Raw genomic sequence first — 21,591 nt, 5'->3', positions numbered from 1 at the left:
TATGGCGGAACCGTCAAAAAAAGAAGCAAACGAAGTCGTCGACGATGGGATCGATGTCGGCATATCCCGGCTCACCGAAGAGAAGATCCAGGAAGTCATCAACAGCGTCATCGACACGGAAACCGGAGCCCGGTTGAAAACCTACGTGGACACCTGCATCCACTGCGGTCTGTGCTCGGAAGCCTGCCACTATTACCTTTCCCACGACAACGACCCGCACTACTCCCCAGTGGGCAAGGTCAAGCAGACCATCTGGGAAATGCTCAAGAAAAAGGGTCGGGTAAGCCCGGAATTCATCCGGCAGGCGGCCATCATCGCCCACACCCAGTGCAACCTGTGCAAACGCTGCGCCCAGTACTGCCCTTTCGGTATCGACATCGCCTACCTCATGCTCGTGGTGCGGCGGATCATTCACCGATTGGGCGTCACCCCGCTGTATATTCAGGACACGGCCCACAGCCATTCCGTGACCATGAACCAGATGTGGGTCAAGGGCGACGAATGGCCGGACACCCTGCAATGGCAGGAAGAAGAGGCTCAGGCCGAAATTCCCGATCTGCGCATCCCCTTAGAAAAGGAGGGTGCCGACATCATGTACAGCGTCATCGCCCCGGAGCCCAAGTTCCAGGCCCAGTTGATCTACCAAGCCGCGGTGATCCTTCATGTGGCCGGCCTCAACTGGACCATGCCGGCCTCGGTGGGTTGGGACAACAGCGACATGGCCATGTTCACCGGAGACAACGAAATCATGGGCCGGATCAAGCGAGCCCACTTCGAAACGGCCGAACGGCTTAAAGTCAAAAAGATCGTCATGGGGGAATGCGGCCATGCCTTTCGCTCGGTTTACGATGTGGGCAACCGCTGGCTGGGATGGGCCACGCCGCCTTTCACCATCGTCCATGCAATCGAGTTGTATTATGACCTGATCAAAGAAGGCCGCATCAAGATCGCCAAAAAATACCAGCAACCCATTACGTTGCACGACCCCTGCAACGTCGTGCGCGGCGGCGGTTTGCATGAAAAGGCCCGTTATGTGGCCCATGCTCTGTGCGAAACCGTGATCGAAATGATTCCCAATCGCGAACACAATTACTGCTGCTGCGCCGGCGGGGGAGTAATCAACACCGGCCCGCCGTTCAAGATGACAAGAATCGAAGGCAACCGGGTCAAGGCCGAACAGCTCTTCGAAGCCAAAACCAAAGGTGCCGAGGTCTTAGTGGCGCCCTGCCACAACTGCCACAGCGGGCTGGAAGACATCGTTCATCACTACGAAATTGGATTGGATATCAAGTTTTTCGGGGACATCATTTATGAAGTCATGGAAAAACCCGAGTAAGCAAGGCCAGGAGGAGAAATGAGAAACGTCACCCGGATCACCCTGCCGCTTCTGATTGCAAGCGTTCTGGCCATTACCGCGACATGGGCACAGGAAGACATGACCGCCGTAGACAATTCGGTCTTCGACAATCCCCAGCGAACACCCTCGGTTTTCGTCCACGACGAACACAACGAAATTGCCGGCATCGACGACTGCGCCACTTGCCACCACGTCTACGAGGACGGTGAACTCGTGGAAGACGAGTCTTCGGAGGACTCCAGTTGTTCGGACTGTCACAGCCTGGAGGGAGGAGACGGCCAGCCGTCGCTGATGAACGCCTTTCACGCCAATTGCAAGGGGTGCCATCAGGCGGAGGGGAAGGGGCCGGTACTATGCGGAGAATGCCACAAAAGATAGTATAAACGCTCCTGAAGTACAACGATAGCCAATAAAAGGGGGGACGGTATCCATGCCTAAAAAAATTCTTATCATCGACGACGACCCCATCGTGGTAAAATATCTGGAAGCCGTTTTCAGCGACAACGGCTATGAAACCTGCTCCGCTTCCAGCACCATGGAAGGCCTCGACGTGGTCAAGCAGGAAAAACCCGACCTCATCACTCTGGATTTGCAGATGCCCGGCGAGTGGGGCCCCCGCTTCTATCGCAAACTGCGCAAGGACAAGGAACTGCGCGACATACCGGTCATCGTCGTCAGCGGCATCGATGGCGACCACGCCATCAAGGACGCCATCGCCTTCGTCAAAAAGCCCTTCGATCCGGAAAAACTGGTAGGGATCGTGAAAAATACGATCGGATAGCGGATTTAGTTCAGCAACCGTTTCCGATTCCTGCCCATAGAGACCGGTTCCAATATTCTTGCGTGCCATTTCTTCGTCTCTGGCGCTTTACGTTTTTCCACTTTAGGCCTGGCAACATGGCTTTCCTATCGATTTCCCGACCAGACCAGAGATACCCCTGTACACCCCATCAAAAGCCAAAAAACAGCAGGCTGAATGCCTTTCAATGTCAGGGTGCCATCTTGTTTTTATGTTCAAAAACCAATAAAGAGGACGGGGAAACGCATGGTTTGAACGAACAATCTTTTCACCCGCCATAGAAGGATATCATGATCAATCTTTTCAAACAGCTGATCGGCAACATCACCACCAACAGCAACGGCAACCCGGCCGCTCAGGACGAGGAGCAGGCAGCCATGATAGCGGTTTGCGCCCTGTTCCTGGAAATGGGCCGCATCGATGAAACCTTCACTCAAGAGGAAATGCAGCAGGTACTCTCTTTGCTGACGGAAAAATACGGTCTCTCCCGAGACCATGCCGATGCCCTGATCAAGGAAGCGGACCGGGAACTGGAGGAGAGCGTCGATTTATGGCAGTTTGCCCGTGTCATCAACGATCATTATAGCGTTCCGCAAAAAGAAAAACTGATCGAACGCCTGTGGCGAATTGTCTTTCTGGACGGGAAAATGGACAGCCATGAGCACTACCTGATGAACAAACTCTCCAAACTGCTTCGTCTGTCGCACAAACAGCTCATCGACGCCAAGCTCAAGGTCTTGCATGGATAACCACTTAACCATCTGACAGGGGAGCGACCTCAAATGGCAAAAATCCGCAAACTCAAATTGTCCTGGAACGATTCGGATTCCGACACGGTTACCGGATATAGACTGTATTGGTCGGAAGGCACGAATATCGGCTACGATTCCGAATTCATCGACGTTGGCAATGCCACGGAAATCGACCTGCCTGATGATGTTGCCCTGCCGGATCGTCCGATCCTGTTCGGAGTGACGGCAATCGATAAAAACGGCAACGAGTCGGACATGACCACGCTTGCGGAACCCTACCTACTGCATGCACCGAAAGCCCCTGGCAGCCTCTCTTTGATTCATTCGAAAGAGTTCAGGGTGATGGAGTCACGGGAAGCGACCGAATCCGCTAGCGAGGGACTCGATGACGACCCTTTGGCGGATGCCATCGAATCCCATGAGTCCAAGAAACCGGTAAAGCTCAAGTACTATGACGATGTGGGATATCGAAAATTTCGTTCGGAGTAGACGAGCTTTTTTTACGAGTCGGTCGGAAAAGCGACTTTTCACGCGTTCATCAAAGTTATTTTCTGCAGAAAAAGTGCAGATTGAAAGGATCGTTGGGGATCGGTGCGACGGCCACCCGGCTGAATCCCGCTTGTCGCAGCATCCGTTCGGCCAGCTGTCGCCCCCACATCATGCCCAGACCGGCCCCGCCATCCAGAAGCCCTACGGGCATGCAGTGCATCAGGCTGACCGTGTACAAAAAGGCCCCCATGGGATGGTCGCGATTGCCTTCGATTTCACTTTCCGCGGCGATGTCGATCATGGAAAAGGCGCCGTCGTCCTTCAACAGCTCGACAACGCCCTGAAGCGCTTCCATAGGGCGGGTCTGGTCGTGAATGGCATCGAAGGCCGTGACGTAATCGAACCGGCCCGACAGGGTGTTGGGACGGCGCAGTTCGGCCGCATCTCTGCGTTCGAAGCGGATGTTGTCCAGGCCCTGCTCACGGGCATCGGATCGGGCGGTATCGAGAGCCTCGGTGCTGATGTCGATTCCGGTAAACCGGCTGGCTGGAAAGGCCTGGGCCATGATGATCGTGGCCACACCCTGTGCACATCCCAGATCGCATACATCAATGCCCCGTTGCAGCGCCCGCACCAGGCACCCATCGTCAACCGACGGCAAAAAAACATCGACCAGCACCTGGCGATGCTTGGCATCCCCCAATTGTGCCATGAAATCATGGAATTCGGGATAGTGGCTGTAGGAAACCCCTTCGCCGCTGAAAAATCCCTGAACGACCGGCTCCATGGCGCTGGCGGTCAGCAGTGGAATTTCCTGGGTGTAAACGCCTAGATTGCCATTACCGGCTCGGCGGGCCAGAAGATCTCCATGGGCTTCGGGCAACAGGAAGCAGGGCTGGCCGTCGTCGCCGGGAACCAATTCCACGATGTCCCCACACACCATCACCCCCAGCCATTCCCTGACATAGCGGGGCGCCAGGTTCGCCGCGGCGGCGATTTCGGCCGCGGTGCGGGGCCGATTTTCGGCATCCATGACGTCGAAAAGGCCGACACGATACCCCAGCCCAATGGCCAGGTTCAACGAGCCATAATTGAGAATGGCGATCATCTTTTCCTGAAATGATTTTACTTCTTCCGTCATTACTGTTCCTTTTCGTGTAGCTGTCAGGAAAGGCTGCCCAGCAACGCCTGAGCTTCGGCAAGCAGGATAGGGGCGTCGCAGCGGTCGAACAGGGAGATGCTTTGTTCAATATGGGACCGGGCATCGCCGAAACGTTTTTTGTGCATATAGAGCCGCCCGAGATCCAAATGCGCCTGGGCCAGTCGGATACGGGCATCGATCCGGGTACCGATGTCGATGGCCTCCCGCAAATACCGTTCGGCCAGTCTGGAAGCCGCCGGCAGGGAGCGCAATAGAAACCGGGCATTTTTCACGGCGCACCGGATTCCCAACGGCACCTTTTTCCGAGCCAGATCCAGGTAGAACCGGCCCAGCATGTACGTAAAAATCATATCGTGGTTGCGTTTGCCCCGTTTGCGTTGTTTGCGGATCTGTTCGCAGACCAGGGAGATGCCCTTTTCCATGTCGCCCATAGCGGCCGAGACGATGCCGTAAAAGGCCGTGGCCGATGTGCCGACAAATTCATAGCCGGATTTTCTGGTGGCGTCGATGACGGTTTCGAGGGTCTGGGCGGCAAGGGCCGCATTACCCTGGGAAAAATAGACGTAACTGAGGCAGAAACGGGCATTGAGGCTATAAATGGGATCGACGGCAACCTCGATGGCCTTTTTGAGGTAAAACTCCGCCTGTACGAAATCTGCTGCTGCCATCCGGACATTGCCCATCAGCAGGTAGCCCTCGGAAAAGGTTCGCACATCTCCCACAGCGTCACCGAACTCGAGCAATTGTTCGCCGGTCTTCCAGCAGGCGGCAAGGTTCCCGCCGTGAATAAACGCCACCCCCATACCGGTCAAATTAAACCGGGTTAACTCATGGTCGGTTTCGATCCGCCGGGCAATTTCGGCCGCCTGATGCCCGAACGCCACGGCTTCCTCCATGCGCCCCAAGTCGGCACACGTCCAGCACAGGCAGGCGCTGCTGTAGGCGATCAGCGAATCGTCTCCGAGTTTCCAGCCGGCGGCCAGAGCCCGTGTCAGATAGTCGTAGGATTCGATCAACAATTCCCTGCGCTGCAGCGCCCATCCCAGACAGACCTCGTACATGCCCGTTCTTCTGGCATCGCCGAAGGCTCGAACATCGGATTCGTGAGTGCGCAACAGGTCCAGCATCTCACGAAACAGGCCCTGTTTGTTAAAGGTAAAGTACCATTTGACAATCAGATCGATGAGCATGGCCTGCTCGTCGGCAGAGGGCGATTCGATTCGGCTCAACAGCCGATATGCTTTTTCATAGTAGCGGTGAGATTCTTCCACCGAGTATTTTTTGAGGCTCTTCTCTCCGGAAAGGATCAGATATTCCGCCGCTTTTTGCGACTGATCGCTGTTTGCGTAGTGAAGCGCCAAAAGCTCGGGAATGCTGTCCTGGCGGCCCTGGAACCGGGATTCCAGTGTGATGGCGATCTTCCCATGGATAATGCGCCGATCCTTTTTCAGCAAGCTCTTGTATACCACTTCCTGGACAATGGCATGTTTGAAACCGTATGTCGGTTCTTTATGCTCCGGTATCCGATGAATAAGGTTCATGCGTTCGATGGCGGCGATGCAGCCGGAACAGGCTTGGGGGAAAGCGGTGATTCGTTTCAGCAGGTCGATCCGGAACACCCGGCCGATGACCGATGCCTCCTGCAATAAGGTCTTGGCCTCGCCCCCCAGCCGATCCAGGCGACCGTGGATAATGCCGTTGATGGTGGAAGAGATATCTGAAATATCGAAGGTCTCGTCGAAATGCCAACCTCCGTCGATCCGTTTGAGGCAGCGGTTGTCAAGCAGGGAGTTGACGACCTCTTCCAGGTAGAAAGGATTGCCTTCCACACGTGAGAAAATATACCGCTCGAATGCCGCCGGTATGGTCCGTGTGTTCATCAAAGAGCGCACCATTTCCCTTGACGAAGGGGCATCCAGGTCTTTGAGCAGTATGCTTTTGTGTTCGTAGGACAACCGCTGGCCGTGACGATCTCCAAGAAAATCGAGGATCGGCCGGTGGCTGATGACAAACAAGATGGGCAGCCCAGATTCCCTGAGAATAAACCGCAGCAGGGCCAGGGAGGACGGATCCGCCCAATGCAGATCCTCGATGCAGACAATGGTCGGCCCCTGGCGGGCCAGCGCCGAAAACAAAGCGATGAAGGCATTTTGAAGCTGGGCTTTATAAACTTCGGGACCGGCCTGCAGGGCTTCGGAAGGAGAAATGGCATACAAGCCGGCCAGAAAGGGAACGACCGCTTCCAGGTCGTCCAGCAGCGGACCGATGCCGGTACGGAGCTTGGCCTCGATAATGGCCTGTCCATCGACATCGCTGATATCGAAAAGTCGCGAAAGCATGTCGATAAACGGGTAGTACGGAACACCGCCGTTGTAAGCATAGGCGTAGCCATCCAGCCAGCGGATGTCGCGTGCACAATAGGAGCGTTTGAAGTCCGCGATCAAACGGCTTTTGCCGGTGCCCGCATCCCCGCATATGGTGATGACCGTGCCTTCTCTGCGCTGCAGCCGGAGCGCGGCGTCCTCCATTGTCTTCAGTTCCCGCTCTCTGCCCACCAGCCTGGCCTTCAGCCCATGGATACGCCGCACCTTGTCCGGCCGGGAAATCAACGATTGCACGCTATGCACCAGCACCGGAAGGGTTCGTCCTTTAACCGACACCGGTTTACGCGGGGCAAAACGGAAAAAGCCAGCGGCGGCCGAATAAACGCTGCTTTCCACCAGGACCTCGCCCGGGCGGGCCATGTCCCGGATGCGGGCGGCCAGGTTCACGGTTTCACCGGTGATGCCGTGCCGGCCGGTTCGCTCTTCCGCGGATCCGGTAACCACCAGACCGGTGGCAACGCCGGAGCGCATGGCCAATGCAACGCCGATCCGGTCGGTGAGACGGCTCTCTAATTGTGCAACCATTCGATGGATCTCCATGGCCGCCCGGACGGCCCGGATAGCATCGTCTTCATGCGCATGCGGCATACCGAAAACGGCCAGGACGCCGTCCCATAAAATGCGGTCGACATGGCCGTCGTAACGGGCGATAATTTTTACCGTCTCTTCGAAAAGCTGGCGGGTGACCTCCCGGATCTCTTCCGGATCGACCCGGTTGACGATCTCCCGATACCGGTTGATGTCCGAAAACAGGACGGTAACATGCTTGCGTTCGCTTTTGAGCTTCTCGACTTCCTTGGTGGGATCGTCCTTCAGCGGCGTGCCGCACTGATCGCAGTATCGACTCTCCGGTGGGTTCGAATTCCGGCAATGGGGGCATACTTTCATCGGCACCAGCACCGAGCCACAGTTGCTGCAGGATAAAGCCTGTCTGCCGGCCTCACGGTGGCACTTGGGACAGATCATCGATGGCAGCTCTTTCCTGAAAAAATCGTTGGTTGCGGGAATGAATCAACTGATACCCGACACGCCGATGCAAGTCAAACCCTCATTGGACCCGCACGCGAATGGCGTTCGGTCGGCCCGTTGCAATTCGGTTGATTTGACGGTAAACGAATCTTGAACGGTGGAAGTAATTGAAAAGCTGGATGAGAAAAAAAGAATCCGGCTGAAGACCATCTGCACGAATCAGAAGGGTGTCAAGGTGCTGGAGGGCGAAGCGCTGGTCAGTCCCCCCCGGCCGTCCAAAGCCTCCTATAAAAATTGTGGTATTGAATTCGGGCGGACAAGGCGCTTTCCCACCCGCGATGCAGAAGGACGCGTTGCGGTGGGAAGCCGCTCCTATCGGCCATTTTCGGGGTCGTTATTTCGATTCGGGCCTCCAGCACCAGTTCTCATAGTAGTCCCAACCTACCATGGAGTTCAACTGCTTGAGTTCGCTGTCTTTTTCCTGAATGGACGCCTTCATCACATCGCCCGCGGAAACCATGCCGATGATTTCCCCATCTTTTTCGATAAGCAGATGGCGGACCCGCCGCCCGAGGAACTTGTCCATCAGGTTATAGACCGTATCCGTGTGCGGTGCCAGAATGAGTTCGCGGGTCATGAAGGCCTCGATTCGGGAACGTCCGGGGTCGAAGGTCTCATCGAGAATATTATGCAGCAGATCCCGTTCCGTCCAGATACCCACCGGCTTCTCTTTCCGGGTAACCAGAATCGCCCCCACCTTGCCGGCGTTCATCTTCTCCAAGGCCTCCCGAATCGTGGCCCCCTCCGGAACACAGAGGAGATCCCTTCCTTTTTCCTGAATCATGTCATGGGCTGTTTTCATACGTCACCTGCGTTTTGGAAATGGGTTGTCATCGCCGCCACCGGTGCATCCCCCGACGGCACGGGATTTTGTCTGGCAGGAAGTCAGCTGTCGAAAGATGCCTTTCGGGTAAAGTAGGCTTGCAAACGATAGCTGTCAACAACGGCAACGTTGGGAACCAACCGCGAAAGGAGAATGAAAAATGCATCCGCAGGTGTCGGGTGCATCGGGTCGATATTCCAAGGCGCTTTTTTCGAGCAACAAAGATATCGGCCAAGGGTAAGATCGGCATGGCCATTTCCGGATGTACACTACCTATTGATCCGTCATGGCAAGCTTAACGCCCAGCACTGCAAACGTTGCTGCAAAGGTGCGCTGCAGCCGGCCAATCAGTCTCGGCGAGTGGGCAACATACTTGCGGACCCCATTGGCGAAGATTCCGTACAGGACAAAGATAATCAGGGTCATGGCCATGAACATGATGCTCAAAAAAATCATTTGAACGGTTGGCGACGCCGTGCCGGGCGGGACGAAAAGCGGCAGGAACGCCAGGAAGAAAATGGACAGCTTGGGGTTCAGGATGTTGATCAGAAATCCCCTTTTGACAATCGGCCACCATCCGGTTTTCAACCCGGATGCGTCCAGTGTTAACGAACCGGTCTCGCGCCACATGTTCCAGGCCAGATAAAGCAGATAGACCGCGCCCGCGTATTTGATTCCCTGATACAGGATCGCGCTGGTGTGCAAAATGGCCGAAAGCCCGAGGATGCTGGCCGACAGGTGAGGCAGGATACCGGCCGTGCAGCCGATGGCGGCGGCGACGCTGGCTTTCCAACCCGAGAAAAGACCATTGGACACCGTGTAGATCACCCCGGTCCCCGGAACGAGAACCACGATCAAGGATGTTGTCAGAAATTCCATACTGAACATCGTTTATGCCCTCCCGGCATGCGAATTAAAATCACATTTCCAGAATAGTTTCAGCCATCTGGAAACTCGTTTTTTTGGCAGATGTCAAAGATTTTTCCGGCGGACCATGATCGGATCTCTTTGATTTCAGGGGCGCTCATCCCCAACGACTCCAGAAAATCCTGGTGGGCCTCGGGAGACATGCGTTCGAAGGCCACATGCCATTGCCCCATGGCCGCCTCGTCCAGACCGCCGTCGCGCAGCACCGCCACCCAACGCGCTTTGTCCAGCATACGGGTCCCGGCCAGTAGCGAACGGTCCTTGAGCAGGTCAACGATCACCCGCTGCTGGGTGCGCAGGGCCTTGATCTCCCGGTTCAGGGCTTCCAGCCTGCGCTCCAGGGCCTGCACAGTTTTGTGCCGAGGTGCTGCCAGAATGGACTTGATCTCCTGCAAGGAGAGTCCTGCGCTGCGGTAACGGCAGATCTGCGCCAGCCGCCGGCGGTCGGCTGCGCTGTATACCCGGTAGTTGGCACGGTTGCGCTGCGACGGCCGCAGCAGTCCGATGCGGTCATAGTGAAGCAGGGTACTGCGGGACAATCCGTGCAGACGGCCCAGTTGAGATATGCGGTAGACCGGCTCAATGGCGGCTGTCTTGGCCATAGTATCGGGTTTCGATATTCAGGTCGGCCATCTTGAGCATGGCCCCGGTTTTCAGATAGTGATTGAGCATCTTTTCGACAGCGGATTTTTCCAGTTCAAAAGCCTCTTCCGTAAGGTTCCGGATCCACTGGTTGCCGGCTTCGCTCAGTCCGGTGAACGTATTGGTCCAGATCGACCGGGTGGCGTTATTTGCGGCAGCCAGGGATATATCCAGCCGGTTGACCTTCAGCCCCGGGGTGACCCGGATGAATTCGATGGCCCGGTCCTTTTCGTAGCGGCACACCACCCAAATTTCCGCGCCGCCCTGGGTCTCGAAATCGGTGGTAAAAACGGCGTTGTTCTCGGCCATGCCGCCGATCGAAAAAACCATATCACAGGACCAGGGTTCGATCCACTCGTATTCGCGCACAGGGCACAGTAGCGGAAATACCTCGGCAGGTGGGGCGCAAAGGTGCATGGTGTAGCTTTTGACAATCCGTTCGGCGGCAAAGTCGTTCATCGTTGCATCTCCTTGGTGATGGGTCATTTGGCTTCTGTCCACCTGCATAAACTGTGAAGCCGTAGACGGGTCAAGCGCTGAATTCCCGTTTCGCGAATTTTTTGGGACCCTTTCCAAGCGGCCGCTGCTGGTGTATATTCGAAAAACCCCTCGTTGCCCCCTCTAACCAAACAAGGAGACAAAGTTATGGAAAAAAGCGTACTGGTGCCCGTCGCCGACGGCACCGAAGAGTTGGAAGCCGTTGCCATTATCGACGTGCTTCGCCGGGCCGGCGCGGCCGTTACCATGGCTTCGGTAAGCGGCAATCGACAGATCACGGCATCTCGTGAAGTGGTCATCGTCGCTGACGACCTGATCGAGGCGTGTTTGGAAAAGGATTACGACCTGGTGGTGCTGCCCGGCGGTATTCCCGGCGCCCAGAACCTGCGCGATTCCGACCTGCTGAAACAGATATTGATTCGCCAGCGGGAAAAGGAGCGCCTCTATGGGGCGATATGCGCCAGCCCGGCCATCGTTCTGGAGCACCATGGGCTATTGGCCGGTCATCAGGCCACCTGCCATCCGGGATTCACAGGCGGCTTGTCCGACAAGACGCGAATCGACGAACCCGTGGTGATGGACGGCAACTGCCTTACCAGCCGGGGGGCGGGAACCGCCGTAATGTTCGCACTGGCGCTGGTGGAAAGGCTTTACAGCAAGGAAAAACGCGACGAGGTGGCCGGATCCCTGGCTATTTAAACTCCTATGAAAACAAAAAGCCAACGGAGGCGCAAAACAGTGGCCCTGGTTCTGGGAAGCGGATCTTCCCGTGGATGGGCTCACATCGGTGCCATCGAAGCATTGGAAGAAGAGGATATTCCCATCGATTTCATCTCGGGGTGCAGCGTAGGTTCTTACGTGGGCGCCATATACGCCAGCGGCAGTCTGGGCAGCCTCAAGGACTTCGTGCTGCGCATGAACGGCAAAAAAGTCTTTTCCTACTTTGATGTCGTCTTTCCCCGCTCGGGGCTGCTGGACGGCGCCAAAAAAGTGGCCGAACTTTTCTCCATGCACACCGACGTGAAGGACTTTTCTCAATTGAACATCCCGATGTCGATGGTGGCAACCGACCTGCATCACGGAGAAAAGGTGGTGCTGCGATCCGGCCAATTGCTGCCCGCATTGCGGGCCACCATGAGCGTACCGGGTCTTTTTGCGCCGGCCCGTGTCAAGGGCCGCTGGCTGGTTGACGGCGGGGTGGTGGATCCTGTGCCGGTGGGTCCGGCGCGGGCCACCGAGGCCGATGTGGTCATCGCCGTTGACCTGAACAGCGGAATCACTTCCCGGCGGATGCGCAAGCCTGTAGTGGAGGAAGCCGAAATGACGGTGCCTGAAGATGCTGAAGCCAAAAGCGAACTGCTCACCAAACTAACCGACTACTACGAGACGGCAGAGGCCAGCTTCAAAGCCAAGGTCAACGAACTGCTTGGGCGGGAGGAGGATATGCCTTACATTATCGATACGGTCATGACCTCCATCAACATCATGCAGGAGCGCATCACCCGTATCAACCTGGCCGTAGACCCGCCGGACGTCCTCATTCAGCCGCGTCTCGGTGCGCTGAAAATGATGGATTTCGACCAAGTGGAGCTGGCCATCGAAGAGGGATATATCGGGGTCAAGGAGAAGTTGGAAGATATCAGGGCCCTGTTGGAAATGCCCATCCGAAAGCCGATAGAGGAGTAAAGCAAGTTCCGTCGCGGGCCCACTACCGGAATGCCGAATCCTTCAAGAAACTCCATGCGGATTCCTGGCCTCCGGACGGCTTGTCGTTTTTGCGCCGTTCCCTTTTGCGCCGGTCCATGTCCGGGTCAATCACGCTGTATCCTTTGCGCCGATCCTTGCCGCTGCGCAGATTGATGTTGTTGTATCCCTCCGCTGTCGGGTGCGTCTCGATTCGATCAATCATGGTATGGCCTATCAGTAATCGGTTATTGGTTTCATATGGGTCAAATTTTTCGTGTTCCGCAAAAAAAGAGAGCAAAACACGTGCCTGATGGCAAAAATGCTAAAATCCACTATGAAATCAAGGAGAAATAGATTCGGCAACGGATAAGCACGGAAAAAAAGGTATGAAACAGATTCCACAATCTGGAAAATCCTTACCAAAATGGTTGTACTATCGGGGGACAGGAAAGATGTGACGGGATGACACCCGTGGATCCATGCCGGGATCTACCCATCGCCCTCTACGAAAACATGATCGAAGCACGGGGGTGCTTCGTCTGCGTAATATTTCAGGTAGCTGTTCCAGTTCTCCAGTTTCGACCGATCCCTGGCGTTGGCCCGTGCCAGCAGGCGCTTTTTTCTCACCTCCGGTCGGCAGAAGACATAGTGGATTTCAGCCGGCACGCCGAGCCGTCGGGAGACTTTTCGGGGCCAATCGGCATCCTGAAGTTCGCGGGTGAAAGGCCCCGTGATCACGACGCTGTTGAACGGCAGGTTGTCGCAGGCAATATCGAACAGTTGCTCGTAGATCGGGTCCCTGTATGTCTGCTTGAAAGCGGTGCTGTCCCTGTCGTCGGGGTCGCCGCCCGATTGCCGCAAGCTCAGTCGGACCAGTCGCTCGGTTGCGGTATCGATATCTAAAAAGACCGCCCCTGATGCCGCTGCCAATCGTTTCCCGTAGGTGGTCTTTCCGGAGCCGGGACTTCCGCAGACGATGATGGCCCGGGGCATCTACGCCTCTTTTTTCTCAACGTTTTTCATATGGTTAAAAGCCGCTCATTATTCTTCAACAGATCGGTCAACGGCTGGCCCCAGTATTTGACTTCGATCTGCAAATCTAGAAGAGTTTGCGTCACACCGAGTTGGTCCGCACAGGCCTTGCAGGCCGTTACATGCACACCGGCCTGTTGCGCTTCCTTGATCTTGGCCTGCATCGCAGCGTCCTCGGCAACCAGTTTCGGGGTGGCTCCCCAGACGATCAGCGTAACCTTTTCCCACCAGCCTTGGGCAAGAGAATTGATGGTGTACATGAATACCATCTTCTCAGCCGTTATGGGATTGTCGTTTGTCCAGAGCACATAAAGGTGATCTTTTTCCATTTATTTTCTCCCTGTGGCGTTCTTTCGCCGTTTTCGTTATTTTCGACGATATCGCGGCTACAAAATGGGCGAGAACAATCGCGCCGAACGGATGGCCAACCGAAACGCCAGCGAACGGCGGTAAACATCATCGGTGGTCAAGGGGTCGGACAGGGCAAAGTCATCCAGGCACATGGCTTCCACCCGACGGATAAAATCGGCATCGGTAAAGGTCATGGTGATCTCGAAGTTGATGCGCAGGGAACGATTGTCCAAATTGGCCGTGCCGATGCCAGCCAGGCAGTCGTCGACAAGAAATACCTTCTGGTGCAAGAACCCTTCACGGTAGGTGTACATGCGCACACCGGCTACAGCCACCTCGAACAGGTAGCTGTGCGCCGCCCACCATACTACTCGCTTGTCCGGATTGGCGGGGATGAGAATGCGTACATCCACCCCCCGCATGGCGGCCAGCTGCAAGGCCTTGATTACCGCCACATCGGGTACGAAATAGGGGCTGATCATCCAGCAGCGCCGGGTGGCGGCATTGATGGCCTGCACCATCATCAACGAACAGCTTTCCACCATATCGCCGGGGCCGGTGGGAATACACAGGACCGGTTCGCTGCCAAACGTAGGCGGCGGTTCCCAGGACACTTCCGGCAGCCGACCGCAGGCCCAGTGCCAATCCTCCACAAAGGAAAGCTGCACACCGAGAGTAACCGGGCCGGCCATCTTCACGTGCGTATCCCGCCAACCCGAAAAGCGTCGGCTTTTTCCCAGGTACATGTCGCCGACATTGTGCCCCCCGACCCAGCTTTTTTCTCCATCCACCACCACGATCTTGCGATGGTTGCGGAAATTGATCCGGAACCGGTTGAGCCATCCGCGCCCCACCCGGAAAACGCCGATGTGCACGCCTGCCGCTCTCAATGCATTCGTATAGGCCCGGGCCAGGCGGACGGAACCGACTCGGTCATAGAGAAAATAGACCCGGACACCAGCCCTGGCCCGCTCGATCAGGGCATCCTTGAGGCGGTTTCCGATACCATCGGCGTGTACGATGAAAAACTGAATCAGGATGTAATGGCGCGCCTCGGCAATCCCCTGGAGAATGGATTCGAAGGTGGCCGGCCCATTGACCAGAATCGTGCAGCGGTTGCCTTTCATGACGGGCAGCTGGTAAATGTCGCTGAGCACGTCGATCTGCGGCGTCTCCCGTACCATGAGTTCCCGCAGTTTTTTATCCTGACGCAGTTGCTTGCCAAGTTGATGAATATCCGTGGTCCCGTGTTGATGGGCGGCCGTGTAATCCTCAATGCGTCGGGCGCCGAACATCATGTAGAGAAAGACAGCCAGGTAAGGAAAAAAGAATAGTGCCATCACCCAGGCGATGGTGCCCTGGCTGGTTCGGCCGTGCATGAGAACGTCGAATATGAACAGGATGCCCAGGCCGTGCAGCAGCAAGGGCACCAGAAGCACCCAGTAATCGATCACCAACTGTATGGAATGCACGTTACCATCTCCCGCACTTATTCGCCGCTGTCTTCATTCATACCAGCATCGACCATGGCCATAAACTCGTCCTCCATGAGGACTTCTTTTTCCAGCAGGCGCGTGGCCACCGCAATGAGGGTTTCTTTTTTATTCATGATCAGTTCGGTGACCCGGTTTTCCCGTTGATCGAGGATCTGACGGACCTCTTCGTCCAGGTGGGCAGCGGTTTTTTCACTGTATTCCCGTGTTGCGCCGAATGCGGACTGCCCAAGAAAGCCCGGCCCCTGGTTGCGCGGATAGGTGGAAAGTCCCAGCGTCTCGCCCATGCCGTATTCGGAAACCATGGCCCTGGCAATATCGGTGGCCCGCTGGAGGTCATTGTGGGCGCCGGTGGTCACATCCTGAAACATAATCTTTTCCGCCACCCGTCCCCCTAAAAGCACGTCGATCTTAGCCTCCAGCTCTTTTTGGCTCATCAGGTAGCGATCCTCGGTGGGCCGCTGCTGGGTGTATCCCAGCGCCGCCAGACCCCTTGGAATAATGGAAATTTTGTGCACGGCATCGCATCCCGGCGTCAGTGCGGCCACCAGGGCGTGGCCCACTTCGTGGTAGGCCACGATCTTTTTTTCCTTGGGATTGATCACCCGGTTCTTCTTTTCCAGCCCGCCGATGAGACGGTCCACCGCCTCGTCCAATTCGGCCAGTCCCACGGCATCCTTGTGCCTGCGGGCTGCCAGCAGCGCCGCTTCATTCACCACGTTGGCCAGATCCGCGCCGGAAAATCCGGGTGTTTTCTGGGCAATCACCTCCAGGTCCGCATCCGCGGCCAGCTTGATGTTTTTGGCATGAATCTCTAAAATCGCTTTGCGCCCATTTACATCGGGGCGGTCCACCAAAACCTGCCGGTCGAATCGACCGGAGCGCAGCAGCGCAGGATCCAGCACCTCCGGACGGTTGGTTGCTCCCATGATGACCACGCCTTTTCTGGAATCAAATCCGTCCATTTCCACCAGCAACTGGTTCAATGTCTGCTCGCGCTCGTCGTGTCCAGCAACCATGCCTGCGCCCCGGGCTTTGCCCAATGCATCCAACTCGTCGATGAAAATGATGCAGGGCGCTTTTTCCCGGGCCTGGGTGAACAGGTCGCGTACTCGGGCGGCCCCCATTCCCACAAACATCTCCACAAAATCGGAGCCGCTGATGGAAAAAAACGGTGCACCGGCCTCGCCGGCCACAGCCCGGGCCAGCAACGTCTTGCCGGTTCCCGGCGGGCCCACCAGCAAAATACCTTTCGGCATCCGGCCGCCCAGATTCTGGTAGCGCTCCGGTTCGGTGAGAAAACTGACAACCTCCTGGAGTTCCTCCTTGGCCTCATCGGCACCTGCCACATCCGCAAACCGCGTTTCGATATCGTGTTCGCCAACCAGCTTGGCCTTGTTCTTTCCAAGCGTCATCATGCCGGCAGCCCCCGCCTGCATGCGACGCATGAGGAAAAACCAGATGAAATAAAAAATGGAAATGGGAATCAGCCATGAAAAAAGAGTCTGAAAAAACGTGTTCTCCACCTGACCGGAGTATTTAACATTGTGTTCGGAGAGTTTTGTGGACAGATCGTTGTCCACCCGGACGGTTTTAAAAAGAAATTCATCACCGCCGGCATCCTTCATTTTACCGTGAATGGCCGTCGAACCGATTGAAACCTCCTTGACCCGATCATCCATAACCGCCTGCACAAACTCGCTGTAAGGAATGACCCGGGGTCTGAACTGCCCCATGAGCAAATTTTGCAGGATCAGTACTCCCAGGATGGCCATCAGGATGTAGGAGAGGTTAAACTGATGTTTTTTTTCCATGGTCAGCTCTCTTTGTCTTTATGGGAAACAACAGCCATCCGCAAAACAGGCGGTCTGCTTTCCGACCATCGGCCGAAGAAACCAATACACACCGGAAGTTGAAACGTTGCGGTTGGTACGGGGAGCATTGCACCCGGTTTGGGAACAAAAAATCGGCACAAGTATTTTTATTTAGCATAGGACTCCCTTGATGTGCAACGAAACTCGACCCCACACCCTTCGGAGAGGTTCGGGAACGACTTATGGGTTGACTTGCGCGAAAATAATTATATATTTTACAGGTATTTTCCGTACGTTAAGTACGAATCGATGATTTTTCTCCTCTGCGGTCGCAGCCATAGCGACTGATGGAGACAACCCCGCTGGTCCGCATCAGGAGGTGCGTATGCGCTGGATATCCCTTATCGCCCTGACCGCTTGTTTACTGTTGGTTAGCAATACGGTCCCGGCCGGAACGATCTATACATGGACGGACGCTGATGGCGTCAAGCACTATTCCAACGAGCAGCCGCCTGAAGGCATCGATAAGGTCCAGACCATCGAAGAGGTACAGTACGATCAGGCAGGCGCCGACCAGAAACGACAGGAATATGACCGCATGGTGGAAGAGGCCAGCGAGGAGGCGGATCGGCACTTTGACCAGCAGGCTCAAAAAAAGGCCCGCCAGGAAGAAGAACGCCAGCAGCAGCAGCAAGAGGAAAAGGATCGCCGGATCGCCGAGCAGCGGGACCGTCTGGAAAAAGAGATCGAAGCCGTCCGCAACAGAGCTTTGGGTCCGAATTTTACCCAAGGAATGAAGGACAATCTGATCCGGCAGCTTCAGGAGAAAATCGACCAGTTGAAATAGTCCGGCCCCTTTTTCAACCGGAGATCAGGGAAATTTCCACCCGCCGATTGGTGCGCCGATCTGTGTCGTTCGTATTGTTTACGAGTGGCTTGAACTGGGATTGCCCCTGGATGACCAGTTGGCGGGGAGACACACCGCTTTCGATCAGCGCCCTGGCCACACTGGCCGCGCGACCGGCAGACAGCTCCCAATTGGAGGGGAACGCCTTGGTATGAATCGGCAGGTCGTCGGTATGGCCGGTGATCACGACCTGACAAACGCTCATCCGGGAAATCAGCCGGGCCACCCGTCTCAGCGTTCCCCTTGCCTCATCCAGCAGTCCCGCCTGGCCGACATTGAAGGTAATCCGCTCACCCAGCACGAACACCGGCTGTCGATCCTCCCACCGAACGTAAAAATCCTCTGTGAAACGATCCGCCAGGTCATCGATCAATCGATGGTTCAGGTCTTCGTCCGGCGAATGCTTTTCGACCCGGGGCGCCTTTTGCTCAGAAGCTTCAATCGGCTGCACGTTGATTCCGTCAACCTTCTGGACCGCCATTTCAGCGCTGTTTTCCGAAAAAACCCCATCCATGCGATCATCGGTTGCGGGCTTTGCTTCGCTTTCGGCGGTTCCGGTTGCCGCGGATTGTACGACCGCCTGCGTTGGACGCTGAACGGCGTTGGCATAAAGCATGATGAAAAAGATGAGCATGAGCGTCATCAGATCAGCCAGGCTCCACAAAAAAGAATCCGTTTCCACGGTCATGCCCTGACCGGCACGCAACAGTTTTCCCCTGCGCCTCCAATTCGGCGTTTTGGATACCCGCCAGGTTGAATGATGTCGATTCGGAATCATCATGGCTGCCTGTTTCTGGATCTACACTACCTGGCGATGCCGCTTTGCTTTGTTGCGGCAAACCATTTTTGCCACGGGCGCGTTCCTACCGTATCTTCCCGCATCCCGGAAGAGTTCCCGGCTTCGACATAGGAAAGCAGCCTGTGGGTGATTTCCAGCGAGGCGCACTCGTCGAAAATGGCCATCACGCCTTCGATGACGATATTCAACGTCACGGTTTCCCGCTGGATATGGACGGCCAGTTTTCCGGCCAGGGGTGCGAAAAGGAAGTTGGCCAGAAGTAGCCCGTAAAACGTTGTCAGCAGCGAAATCGCCATGCCATAGCCGATCTGCGAGGCGTCCCCCATATGATTCAAGACATTGATCAGCCCGATAATGGTGCCGACAAACCCGAAGACCGGCGCAAGTTTGACAAAATACTGGATCACCGCAAGGTGGGATTGCAGTCCGGACAGATAGAGAGAAATCTTTTTTTCCATGCCCTCTTCGACCTGCTGCCGATTGCGTTGATCGAGAACCTGCAGCAACCCCTGGCGTAAAAAGGGATTTTCCACGGCCTCATAACGAACGCTCAATTCCCGGATGCCCATCGTCCGTCGCAGGCGGCCCAGAGAGGCAATCTGTCGGATCAATTCCTCCGGATCCGACGGTTTTCTTTTCAGGCTGGCGGATATATTGTGAATGAAGCCTCCAACCGTGTTGACGGGTGCCGAAAGCAAGCCTCCGATAAGGGTTCCCACAAGAACCAGAACCGCACTCTTCAGGTTAACCAGCACGGGAATATCGCCGATGGCGTCACCGGCAACAATACCGAAAACCATGATTCCCGCCCACAAAATGGAACCTTTGAACATGTCTGCTTCCCTCCGCTTGGTGATTTCACGTTCACGGTTAAGCAGATTTTATGCCATTCCCATTCAAAGAGAAAATCAGCGCAATTGTTGATTTTTTTGCTTTTCGAATGTCTGTCCGCTTGAGAAAAAATTGCCGGGTTGGTAATAATTTCCGGTCTGAATTTTATGCGTCAAAAAAACGGGAAGCCGAAAAGAGAAAAAATGATCGCTGCCGAATCCATGTCCATCGTCTGCGGGCTGGCCAGCGCCCTGGCCTGGGGAGCCGGGGATTTTGCCGGCGGGTTGGCCTCCCGGCGGGGCAGCGCTCTCACCGTGGTGTTCTTTTCCCAGTTGATCGGCGGCACCCTCCTGTTCGTCCTGGCGATGCTTTTTTCCCGCAGCCTGCCGCCGGCTGCCCATCTTTTATCCGGCTGTCTGGCCGGTGTTTTCGGCGTGCTGGGATTGATCTTCCTGTATAAAGGGCTGGCCCTGGGACGCATGGGCCTGGTGGCGCCCCTGTCCGCAGTAGTGACCGCCCTGATTCCGTTGTCTTTTTCAATTCTGGTAGAAGGCTTTCCCGGGCTGCCGAGAATCATCGGATTTGCCATTGCCATGGCAGCGGTATGGCTGCTTTCTTCTCCGGGAGGCCATTTAAAAATCGAACGCAGAGAACTGCAATTGTCTCTTTTGGCAGGCCTGGGATTCGGCCTGTTCTTCATCTTCCTGGATCATGCCAGCAGCCAGGCCATCTTGTGGCCCCTGGTGACCGCCCGTGCGGCGGCCATCGGGACGATGTTCGTCCTGTTGGCTGCCCGCCGGCAGTTGACCAAACCGTTCCGGGGCCAATTCACCGCCATTGCCCTGGCAGGCATCCTGGACACGACCGGCAATGCCGCCTTTGCCATGGCCGCCCACGTCGGCCGCCTGGACATCGCCGCCATTCTGGCTTCGCTCTATCCGGCCGCTACCGTAATGCTGGCCTGGCTGGTGTTCCACGAGCGGCTTGGCCGCCAGCAATGGATCGGGGTGGCAGCCGCAGGCGGGGCATTGATTCTGATTGCGATTTAAAAGCCGCTCAAACGAAAAAAATGCCCTCAATAGATACCACTTCCTTAGAAGTCGAATTGGCCCATTGATGTCATTCCGGCGCAGGCCGGAATCCAGTTATTTCAATGTGTTCTGGATGCCGGATCAAGTCCGGCATGACGAATTTGGTACTTTTTACGAGACCATCGTATTTGGTTCTTCACAAACGAGCTAATTTATTTTTCCATCGCTTTTTTAAAATATTTTTGATGTTTTCATCGGTTTTATAAATTTTGTTTGACAGATTCCACATATACAATTAGAACAAAAGATAAGGCTCGATCGAAAGGCTACCGATGAAAATTGACGATCTTAATGTTTCCATTGTCCGCCATCTGCGCGAAGGGCGGAAGTCCTACAAAATCATCGCCGATGAACTCGGCGTTTCCGAAAATACGGTCCGGTCGCGGGTCAGCAAGCTCGAAGAGGAGGGCGTGCTGGAAATCGTCGGCCTGGTGGACCCGGAAACCGTTCCCCGGCACCGGGTTGTGATGGTAGGCGTCAAACTGAGCACCATGGATCTGGTAAAAAAAGGCGCCGAGTTCAGCCAGATTCGCGGGGTGGTATCGGTCAGCGTGGTCACCGGGCGCTTCGACCTGATCCTGGTGGTCCTGCTCAAAGAAGGCTTCGGACTCCTGGAATTTTATACCGAAGAGGTTTCCAAGCTGGACGGCGTGCAGTCCGTGGAAACGTTCGTGGTTTATAAAAGCTACAACTTGAAGGTTCCGTATATATTTTGAGATACCGCA

At 55.7% G+C, this 21,591-nt stretch carries 23 protein-coding genes; 10 read left to right on the top strand and 13 right to left on the bottom strand.

Annotated features, from left to right (window positions below; all coding sequences use genetic code 11):
- Position 1 precedes the first annotated feature (1 nt).
- The 5 genes from tmcB to GN111_RS22880 all read left to right on the top strand — a co-directional run bounded on the left by tmcB (position 2) and on the right by GN111_RS22880 (position 3,397).
- Complete coding sequence (gene tmcB, locus GN111_RS22900) at positions 2 to 1,336, top strand: electron transfer complex ferredoxin TmcB (RefSeq protein ID WP_155305983.1); 1,335 nt, start codon at positions 2 to 4, stop codon at positions 1,334 to 1,336.
- Positions 1,337 to 1,354: 18 nt separating this feature from the next.
- Entirely contained in the window at positions 1,355 to 1,735 is a 381-nt protein-coding gene (gene tmcA / locus GN111_RS22895; protein WP_155305982.1) for an acidic tetraheme cytochrome c3 TmcA, read from the top strand.
- A gap of 52 nt (positions 1,736 to 1,787) precedes the next feature.
- Entirely contained in the window at positions 1,788 to 2,138 is a 351-nt protein-coding gene (gene divK, locus GN111_RS22890; RefSeq protein ID WP_155305981.1) for a DVU0259 family response regulator domain-containing protein, read from the top strand.
- A gap of 308 nt (positions 2,139 to 2,446) precedes the next feature.
- On the top strand, positions 2,447 to 2,905 hold the full coding sequence (locus GN111_RS22885) for a tellurite resistance TerB family protein (RefSeq protein ID WP_155305980.1): 459 nt from the start codon (positions 2,447 to 2,449) through the stop codon (positions 2,903 to 2,905).
- 33 nt (positions 2,906 to 2,938) lie between these two features.
- Complete coding sequence (locus tag GN111_RS22880) at positions 2,939 to 3,397, top strand: hypothetical protein (RefSeq protein ID WP_155305979.1); 459 nt, start codon at positions 2,939 to 2,941, stop codon at positions 3,395 to 3,397.
- Positions 3,398 to 3,452: 55 nt separating this feature from the next.
- On the opposite strand, the gene GN111_RS22875 is transcribed toward GN111_RS22880, so the two are convergent.
- From GN111_RS22875 to GN111_RS22850, 6 genes are all read right to left on the bottom strand, one after another.
- Positions 3,453 to 4,538, bottom strand: coding sequence for a class I SAM-dependent methyltransferase (locus GN111_RS22875; RefSeq protein WP_155305978.1), 1,086 nt, complete (start codon positions 4,536 to 4,538; stop codon positions 3,453 to 3,455).
- Positions 4,539 to 4,561: 23 nt separating this feature from the next.
- Entirely contained in the window at positions 4,562 to 7,909 is a 3,348-nt protein-coding gene (locus GN111_RS22870; RefSeq protein ID WP_155305977.1) for an adenylate/guanylate cyclase domain-containing protein, read from the bottom strand.
- A 397-nt stretch (positions 7,910 to 8,306) separates the two neighbouring features.
- Positions 8,307 to 8,774 carry a CBS domain-containing protein gene (locus tag GN111_RS22865; RefSeq protein WP_155305976.1) on the bottom strand — a complete coding sequence of 156 codons (468 nt, stop codon included), beginning with the start codon at positions 8,772 to 8,774 and terminating at the stop codon, positions 8,307 to 8,309.
- Positions 8,775 to 9,068: 294 nt separating this feature from the next.
- Positions 9,069 to 9,674: a LysE family translocator gene (locus tag GN111_RS22860; RefSeq protein WP_231715536.1), complete on the bottom strand. Its 606-nt coding sequence runs from the start codon at positions 9,672 to 9,674 to the stop codon at positions 9,069 to 9,071.
- Between the two features lie 59 nt (positions 9,675 to 9,733).
- Positions 9,734 to 10,324, bottom strand: coding sequence for a MerR family transcriptional regulator (locus GN111_RS22855; RefSeq protein ID WP_155305974.1), 591 nt, complete (start codon positions 10,322 to 10,324; stop codon positions 9,734 to 9,736).
- On the bottom strand, positions 10,302 to 10,823 hold the full coding sequence (locus GN111_RS22850; RefSeq protein WP_155305973.1) for a hypothetical protein: 522 nt from the start codon (positions 10,821 to 10,823) through the stop codon (positions 10,302 to 10,304). The genes GN111_RS22855 and GN111_RS22850 overlap by 23 nt, the downstream gene beginning before the upstream one ends.
- Positions 10,824 to 11,009: 186 nt before the next feature.
- Between GN111_RS22850 and GN111_RS22845 the strand changes: the two genes are divergently transcribed.
- A complete protein-coding gene (locus GN111_RS22845; RefSeq protein ID WP_155305972.1) occupies positions 11,010 to 11,561 on the top strand; it encodes a DJ-1 family glyoxalase III in 552 nt (183 codons plus the stop codon).
- Positions 11,562 to 11,567: 6 nt separating this feature from the next.
- A complete protein-coding gene (locus GN111_RS22840; RefSeq protein ID WP_155305971.1) occupies positions 11,568 to 12,548 on the top strand; it encodes a patatin-like phospholipase family protein in 981 nt (326 codons plus the stop codon).
- A 22-nt stretch (positions 12,549 to 12,570) separates the two neighbouring features.
- Here GN111_RS22840 and GN111_RS22835 read toward each other — a convergent pair whose 3' ends face one another.
- The 5 genes from GN111_RS22835 to ftsH form a co-directional block, all read right to left on the bottom strand.
- Positions 12,571 to 12,771 carry a hypothetical protein gene (locus GN111_RS22835; protein ID WP_155305970.1) on the bottom strand — a complete coding sequence of 67 codons (201 nt, stop codon included), beginning with the start codon at positions 12,769 to 12,771 and terminating at the stop codon, positions 12,571 to 12,573.
- Positions 12,772 to 13,037: 266 nt separating this feature from the next.
- Positions 13,038 to 13,541 (bottom strand): P-loop nucleotide/nucleoside kinase family protein, encoded by a 504-nt coding sequence (locus GN111_RS22830; RefSeq protein ID WP_155305969.1) that lies wholly within the window; start codon positions 13,539 to 13,541, stop codon positions 13,038 to 13,040.
- Positions 13,542 to 13,567: 26 nt separating this feature from the next.
- Positions 13,568 to 13,909: a DsrE family protein gene (locus tag GN111_RS22825; RefSeq protein WP_155305968.1), complete on the bottom strand. Its 342-nt coding sequence runs from the start codon at positions 13,907 to 13,909 to the stop codon at positions 13,568 to 13,570.
- Positions 13,910 to 13,966: 57 nt separating this feature from the next.
- Complete coding sequence (gene cls / locus GN111_RS22820; RefSeq protein WP_155305967.1) at positions 13,967 to 15,403, bottom strand: cardiolipin synthase; 1,437 nt, start codon at positions 15,401 to 15,403, stop codon at positions 13,967 to 13,969.
- 17 nt (positions 15,404 to 15,420) lie between these two features.
- Entirely contained in the window at positions 15,421 to 17,238 is a 1,818-nt protein-coding gene (ftsH, locus tag GN111_RS22815; protein ID WP_155305966.1) for an ATP-dependent zinc metalloprotease FtsH, read from the bottom strand.
- 385 nt (positions 17,239 to 17,623) lie between these two features.
- On the opposite strand from ftsH, the gene GN111_RS22810 reads away from it, so the two are divergent.
- Positions 17,624 to 18,085, top strand: a complete 462-nt coding sequence (locus GN111_RS22810) for a DUF4124 domain-containing protein (protein ID WP_155305965.1) — start codon at positions 17,624 to 17,626, stop codon at positions 18,083 to 18,085.
- A gap of 13 nt (positions 18,086 to 18,098) precedes the next feature.
- On the opposite strand, the gene GN111_RS22805 is transcribed toward GN111_RS22810, so the two are convergent.
- The gene (locus tag GN111_RS22805; RefSeq protein ID WP_170302419.1) at positions 18,099 to 18,851 is read right to left on the bottom strand and encodes an OmpA/MotB family protein; all 753 of its coding nucleotides are present in this window, start codon (positions 18,849 to 18,851) and stop codon (positions 18,099 to 18,101) included.
- 98 nt (positions 18,852 to 18,949) lie between these two features.
- On the bottom strand, positions 18,950 to 19,777 hold the full coding sequence (locus GN111_RS22800; protein WP_155305963.1) for a motility protein A: 828 nt from the start codon (positions 19,775 to 19,777) through the stop codon (positions 18,950 to 18,952).
- A gap of 201 nt (positions 19,778 to 19,978) precedes the next feature.
- Between GN111_RS22800 and GN111_RS22795 the strand changes: the two genes are divergently transcribed.
- Both GN111_RS22795 and GN111_RS22790 read left to right on the top strand, forming a co-directional pair.
- On the top strand, positions 19,979 to 20,824 hold the full coding sequence (locus GN111_RS22795) for an EamA family transporter (protein ID WP_155305962.1): 846 nt from the start codon (positions 19,979 to 19,981) through the stop codon (positions 20,822 to 20,824).
- 314 nt (positions 20,825 to 21,138) lie between these two features.
- Positions 21,139 to 21,582: an Lrp/AsnC family transcriptional regulator gene (locus GN111_RS22790; protein ID WP_155305961.1), complete on the top strand. Its 444-nt coding sequence runs from the start codon at positions 21,139 to 21,141 to the stop codon at positions 21,580 to 21,582.
- Positions 21,583 to 21,591 lie beyond the last annotated feature (9 nt).

The organism is Desulfosarcina widdelii (genome assembly GCF_009688965.1).
Classification (GTDB): Bacteria; Desulfobacterota; Desulfobacteria; order Desulfobacterales; family Desulfosarcinaceae; genus Desulfosarcina; species Desulfosarcina widdelii.
This window is presented reverse-complemented; position numbering and strand designations above follow the sequence as displayed.

What these genes read in the sequence shown, in the direction of transcription:
- tmcB (WP_155305983.1), top strand. Translation starts at nt 2, where the DNA reads ATGGCGGAACCGTCAAAAAAAGAAGCAAACGAAGTCGTCGACGATGGG.
- tmcA (WP_155305982.1), top strand. Translation starts at nt 1,355, where the DNA reads ATGAGAAACGTCACCCGGATCACCCTGCCGCTTCTGATTGCAAGCGTT.
- divK (WP_155305981.1), top strand. Translation starts at nt 1,788, where the DNA reads ATGCCTAAAAAAATTCTTATCATCGACGACGACCCCATCGTGGTAAAA.
- GN111_RS22885 (WP_155305980.1), top strand. Translation starts at nt 2,447, where the DNA reads ATGATCAATCTTTTCAAACAGCTGATCGGCAACATCACCACCAACAGC.
- GN111_RS22880 (WP_155305979.1), top strand. Translation starts at nt 2,939, where the DNA reads ATGGCAAAAATCCGCAAACTCAAATTGTCCTGGAACGATTCGGATTCC.
- GN111_RS22875 (WP_155305978.1), bottom strand. Translation starts at nt 4,538, where the DNA reads ATGACGGAAGAAGTAAAATCATTTCAGGAAAAGATGATCGCCATTCTC.
- GN111_RS22870 (WP_155305977.1), bottom strand. Translation starts at nt 7,909, where the DNA reads ATGATCTGTCCCAAGTGCCACCGTGAGGCCGGCAGACAGGCTTTATCC.
- GN111_RS22865 (WP_155305976.1), bottom strand. Translation starts at nt 8,774, where the DNA reads ATGAAAACAGCCCATGACATGATTCAGGAAAAAGGAAGGGATCTCCTC.
- GN111_RS22860 (WP_231715536.1), bottom strand. Translation starts at nt 9,674, where the DNA reads ATGGAATTTCTGACAACATCCTTGATCGTGGTTCTCGTTCCGGGGACC.
- GN111_RS22855 (WP_155305974.1), bottom strand. Translation starts at nt 10,324, where the DNA reads ATGGCCAAGACAGCCGCCATTGAGCCGGTCTACCGCATATCTCAACTG.
- GN111_RS22850 (WP_155305973.1), bottom strand. Translation starts at nt 10,823, where the DNA reads ATGAACGACTTTGCCGCCGAACGGATTGTCAAAAGCTACACCATGCAC.
- GN111_RS22845 (WP_155305972.1), top strand. Translation starts at nt 11,010, where the DNA reads ATGGAAAAAAGCGTACTGGTGCCCGTCGCCGACGGCACCGAAGAGTTG.
- GN111_RS22840 (WP_155305971.1), top strand. Translation starts at nt 11,568, where the DNA reads ATGAAAACAAAAAGCCAACGGAGGCGCAAAACAGTGGCCCTGGTTCTG.
- GN111_RS22835 (WP_155305970.1), bottom strand. Translation starts at nt 12,771, where the DNA reads ATGATTGATCGAATCGAGACGCACCCGACAGCGGAGGGATACAACAAC.
- GN111_RS22830 (WP_155305969.1), bottom strand. Translation starts at nt 13,541, where the DNA reads ATGCCCCGGGCCATCATCGTCTGCGGAAGTCCCGGCTCCGGAAAGACC.
- GN111_RS22825 (WP_155305968.1), bottom strand. Translation starts at nt 13,909, where the DNA reads ATGGAAAAAGATCACCTTTATGTGCTCTGGACAAACGACAATCCCATA.
- ftsH (WP_155305966.1), bottom strand. Translation starts at nt 17,238, where the DNA reads ATGGAAAAAAAACATCAGTTTAACCTCTCCTACATCCTGATGGCCATC.
- GN111_RS22810 (WP_155305965.1), top strand. Translation starts at nt 17,624, where the DNA reads ATGCGCTGGATATCCCTTATCGCCCTGACCGCTTGTTTACTGTTGGTT.
- GN111_RS22800 (WP_155305963.1), bottom strand. Translation starts at nt 19,777, where the DNA reads ATGTTCAAAGGTTCCATTTTGTGGGCGGGAATCATGGTTTTCGGTATT.
- GN111_RS22795 (WP_155305962.1), top strand. Translation starts at nt 19,979, where the DNA reads ATGATCGCTGCCGAATCCATGTCCATCGTCTGCGGGCTGGCCAGCGCC.
- GN111_RS22790 (WP_155305961.1), top strand. Translation starts at nt 21,139, where the DNA reads ATGAAAATTGACGATCTTAATGTTTCCATTGTCCGCCATCTGCGCGAA.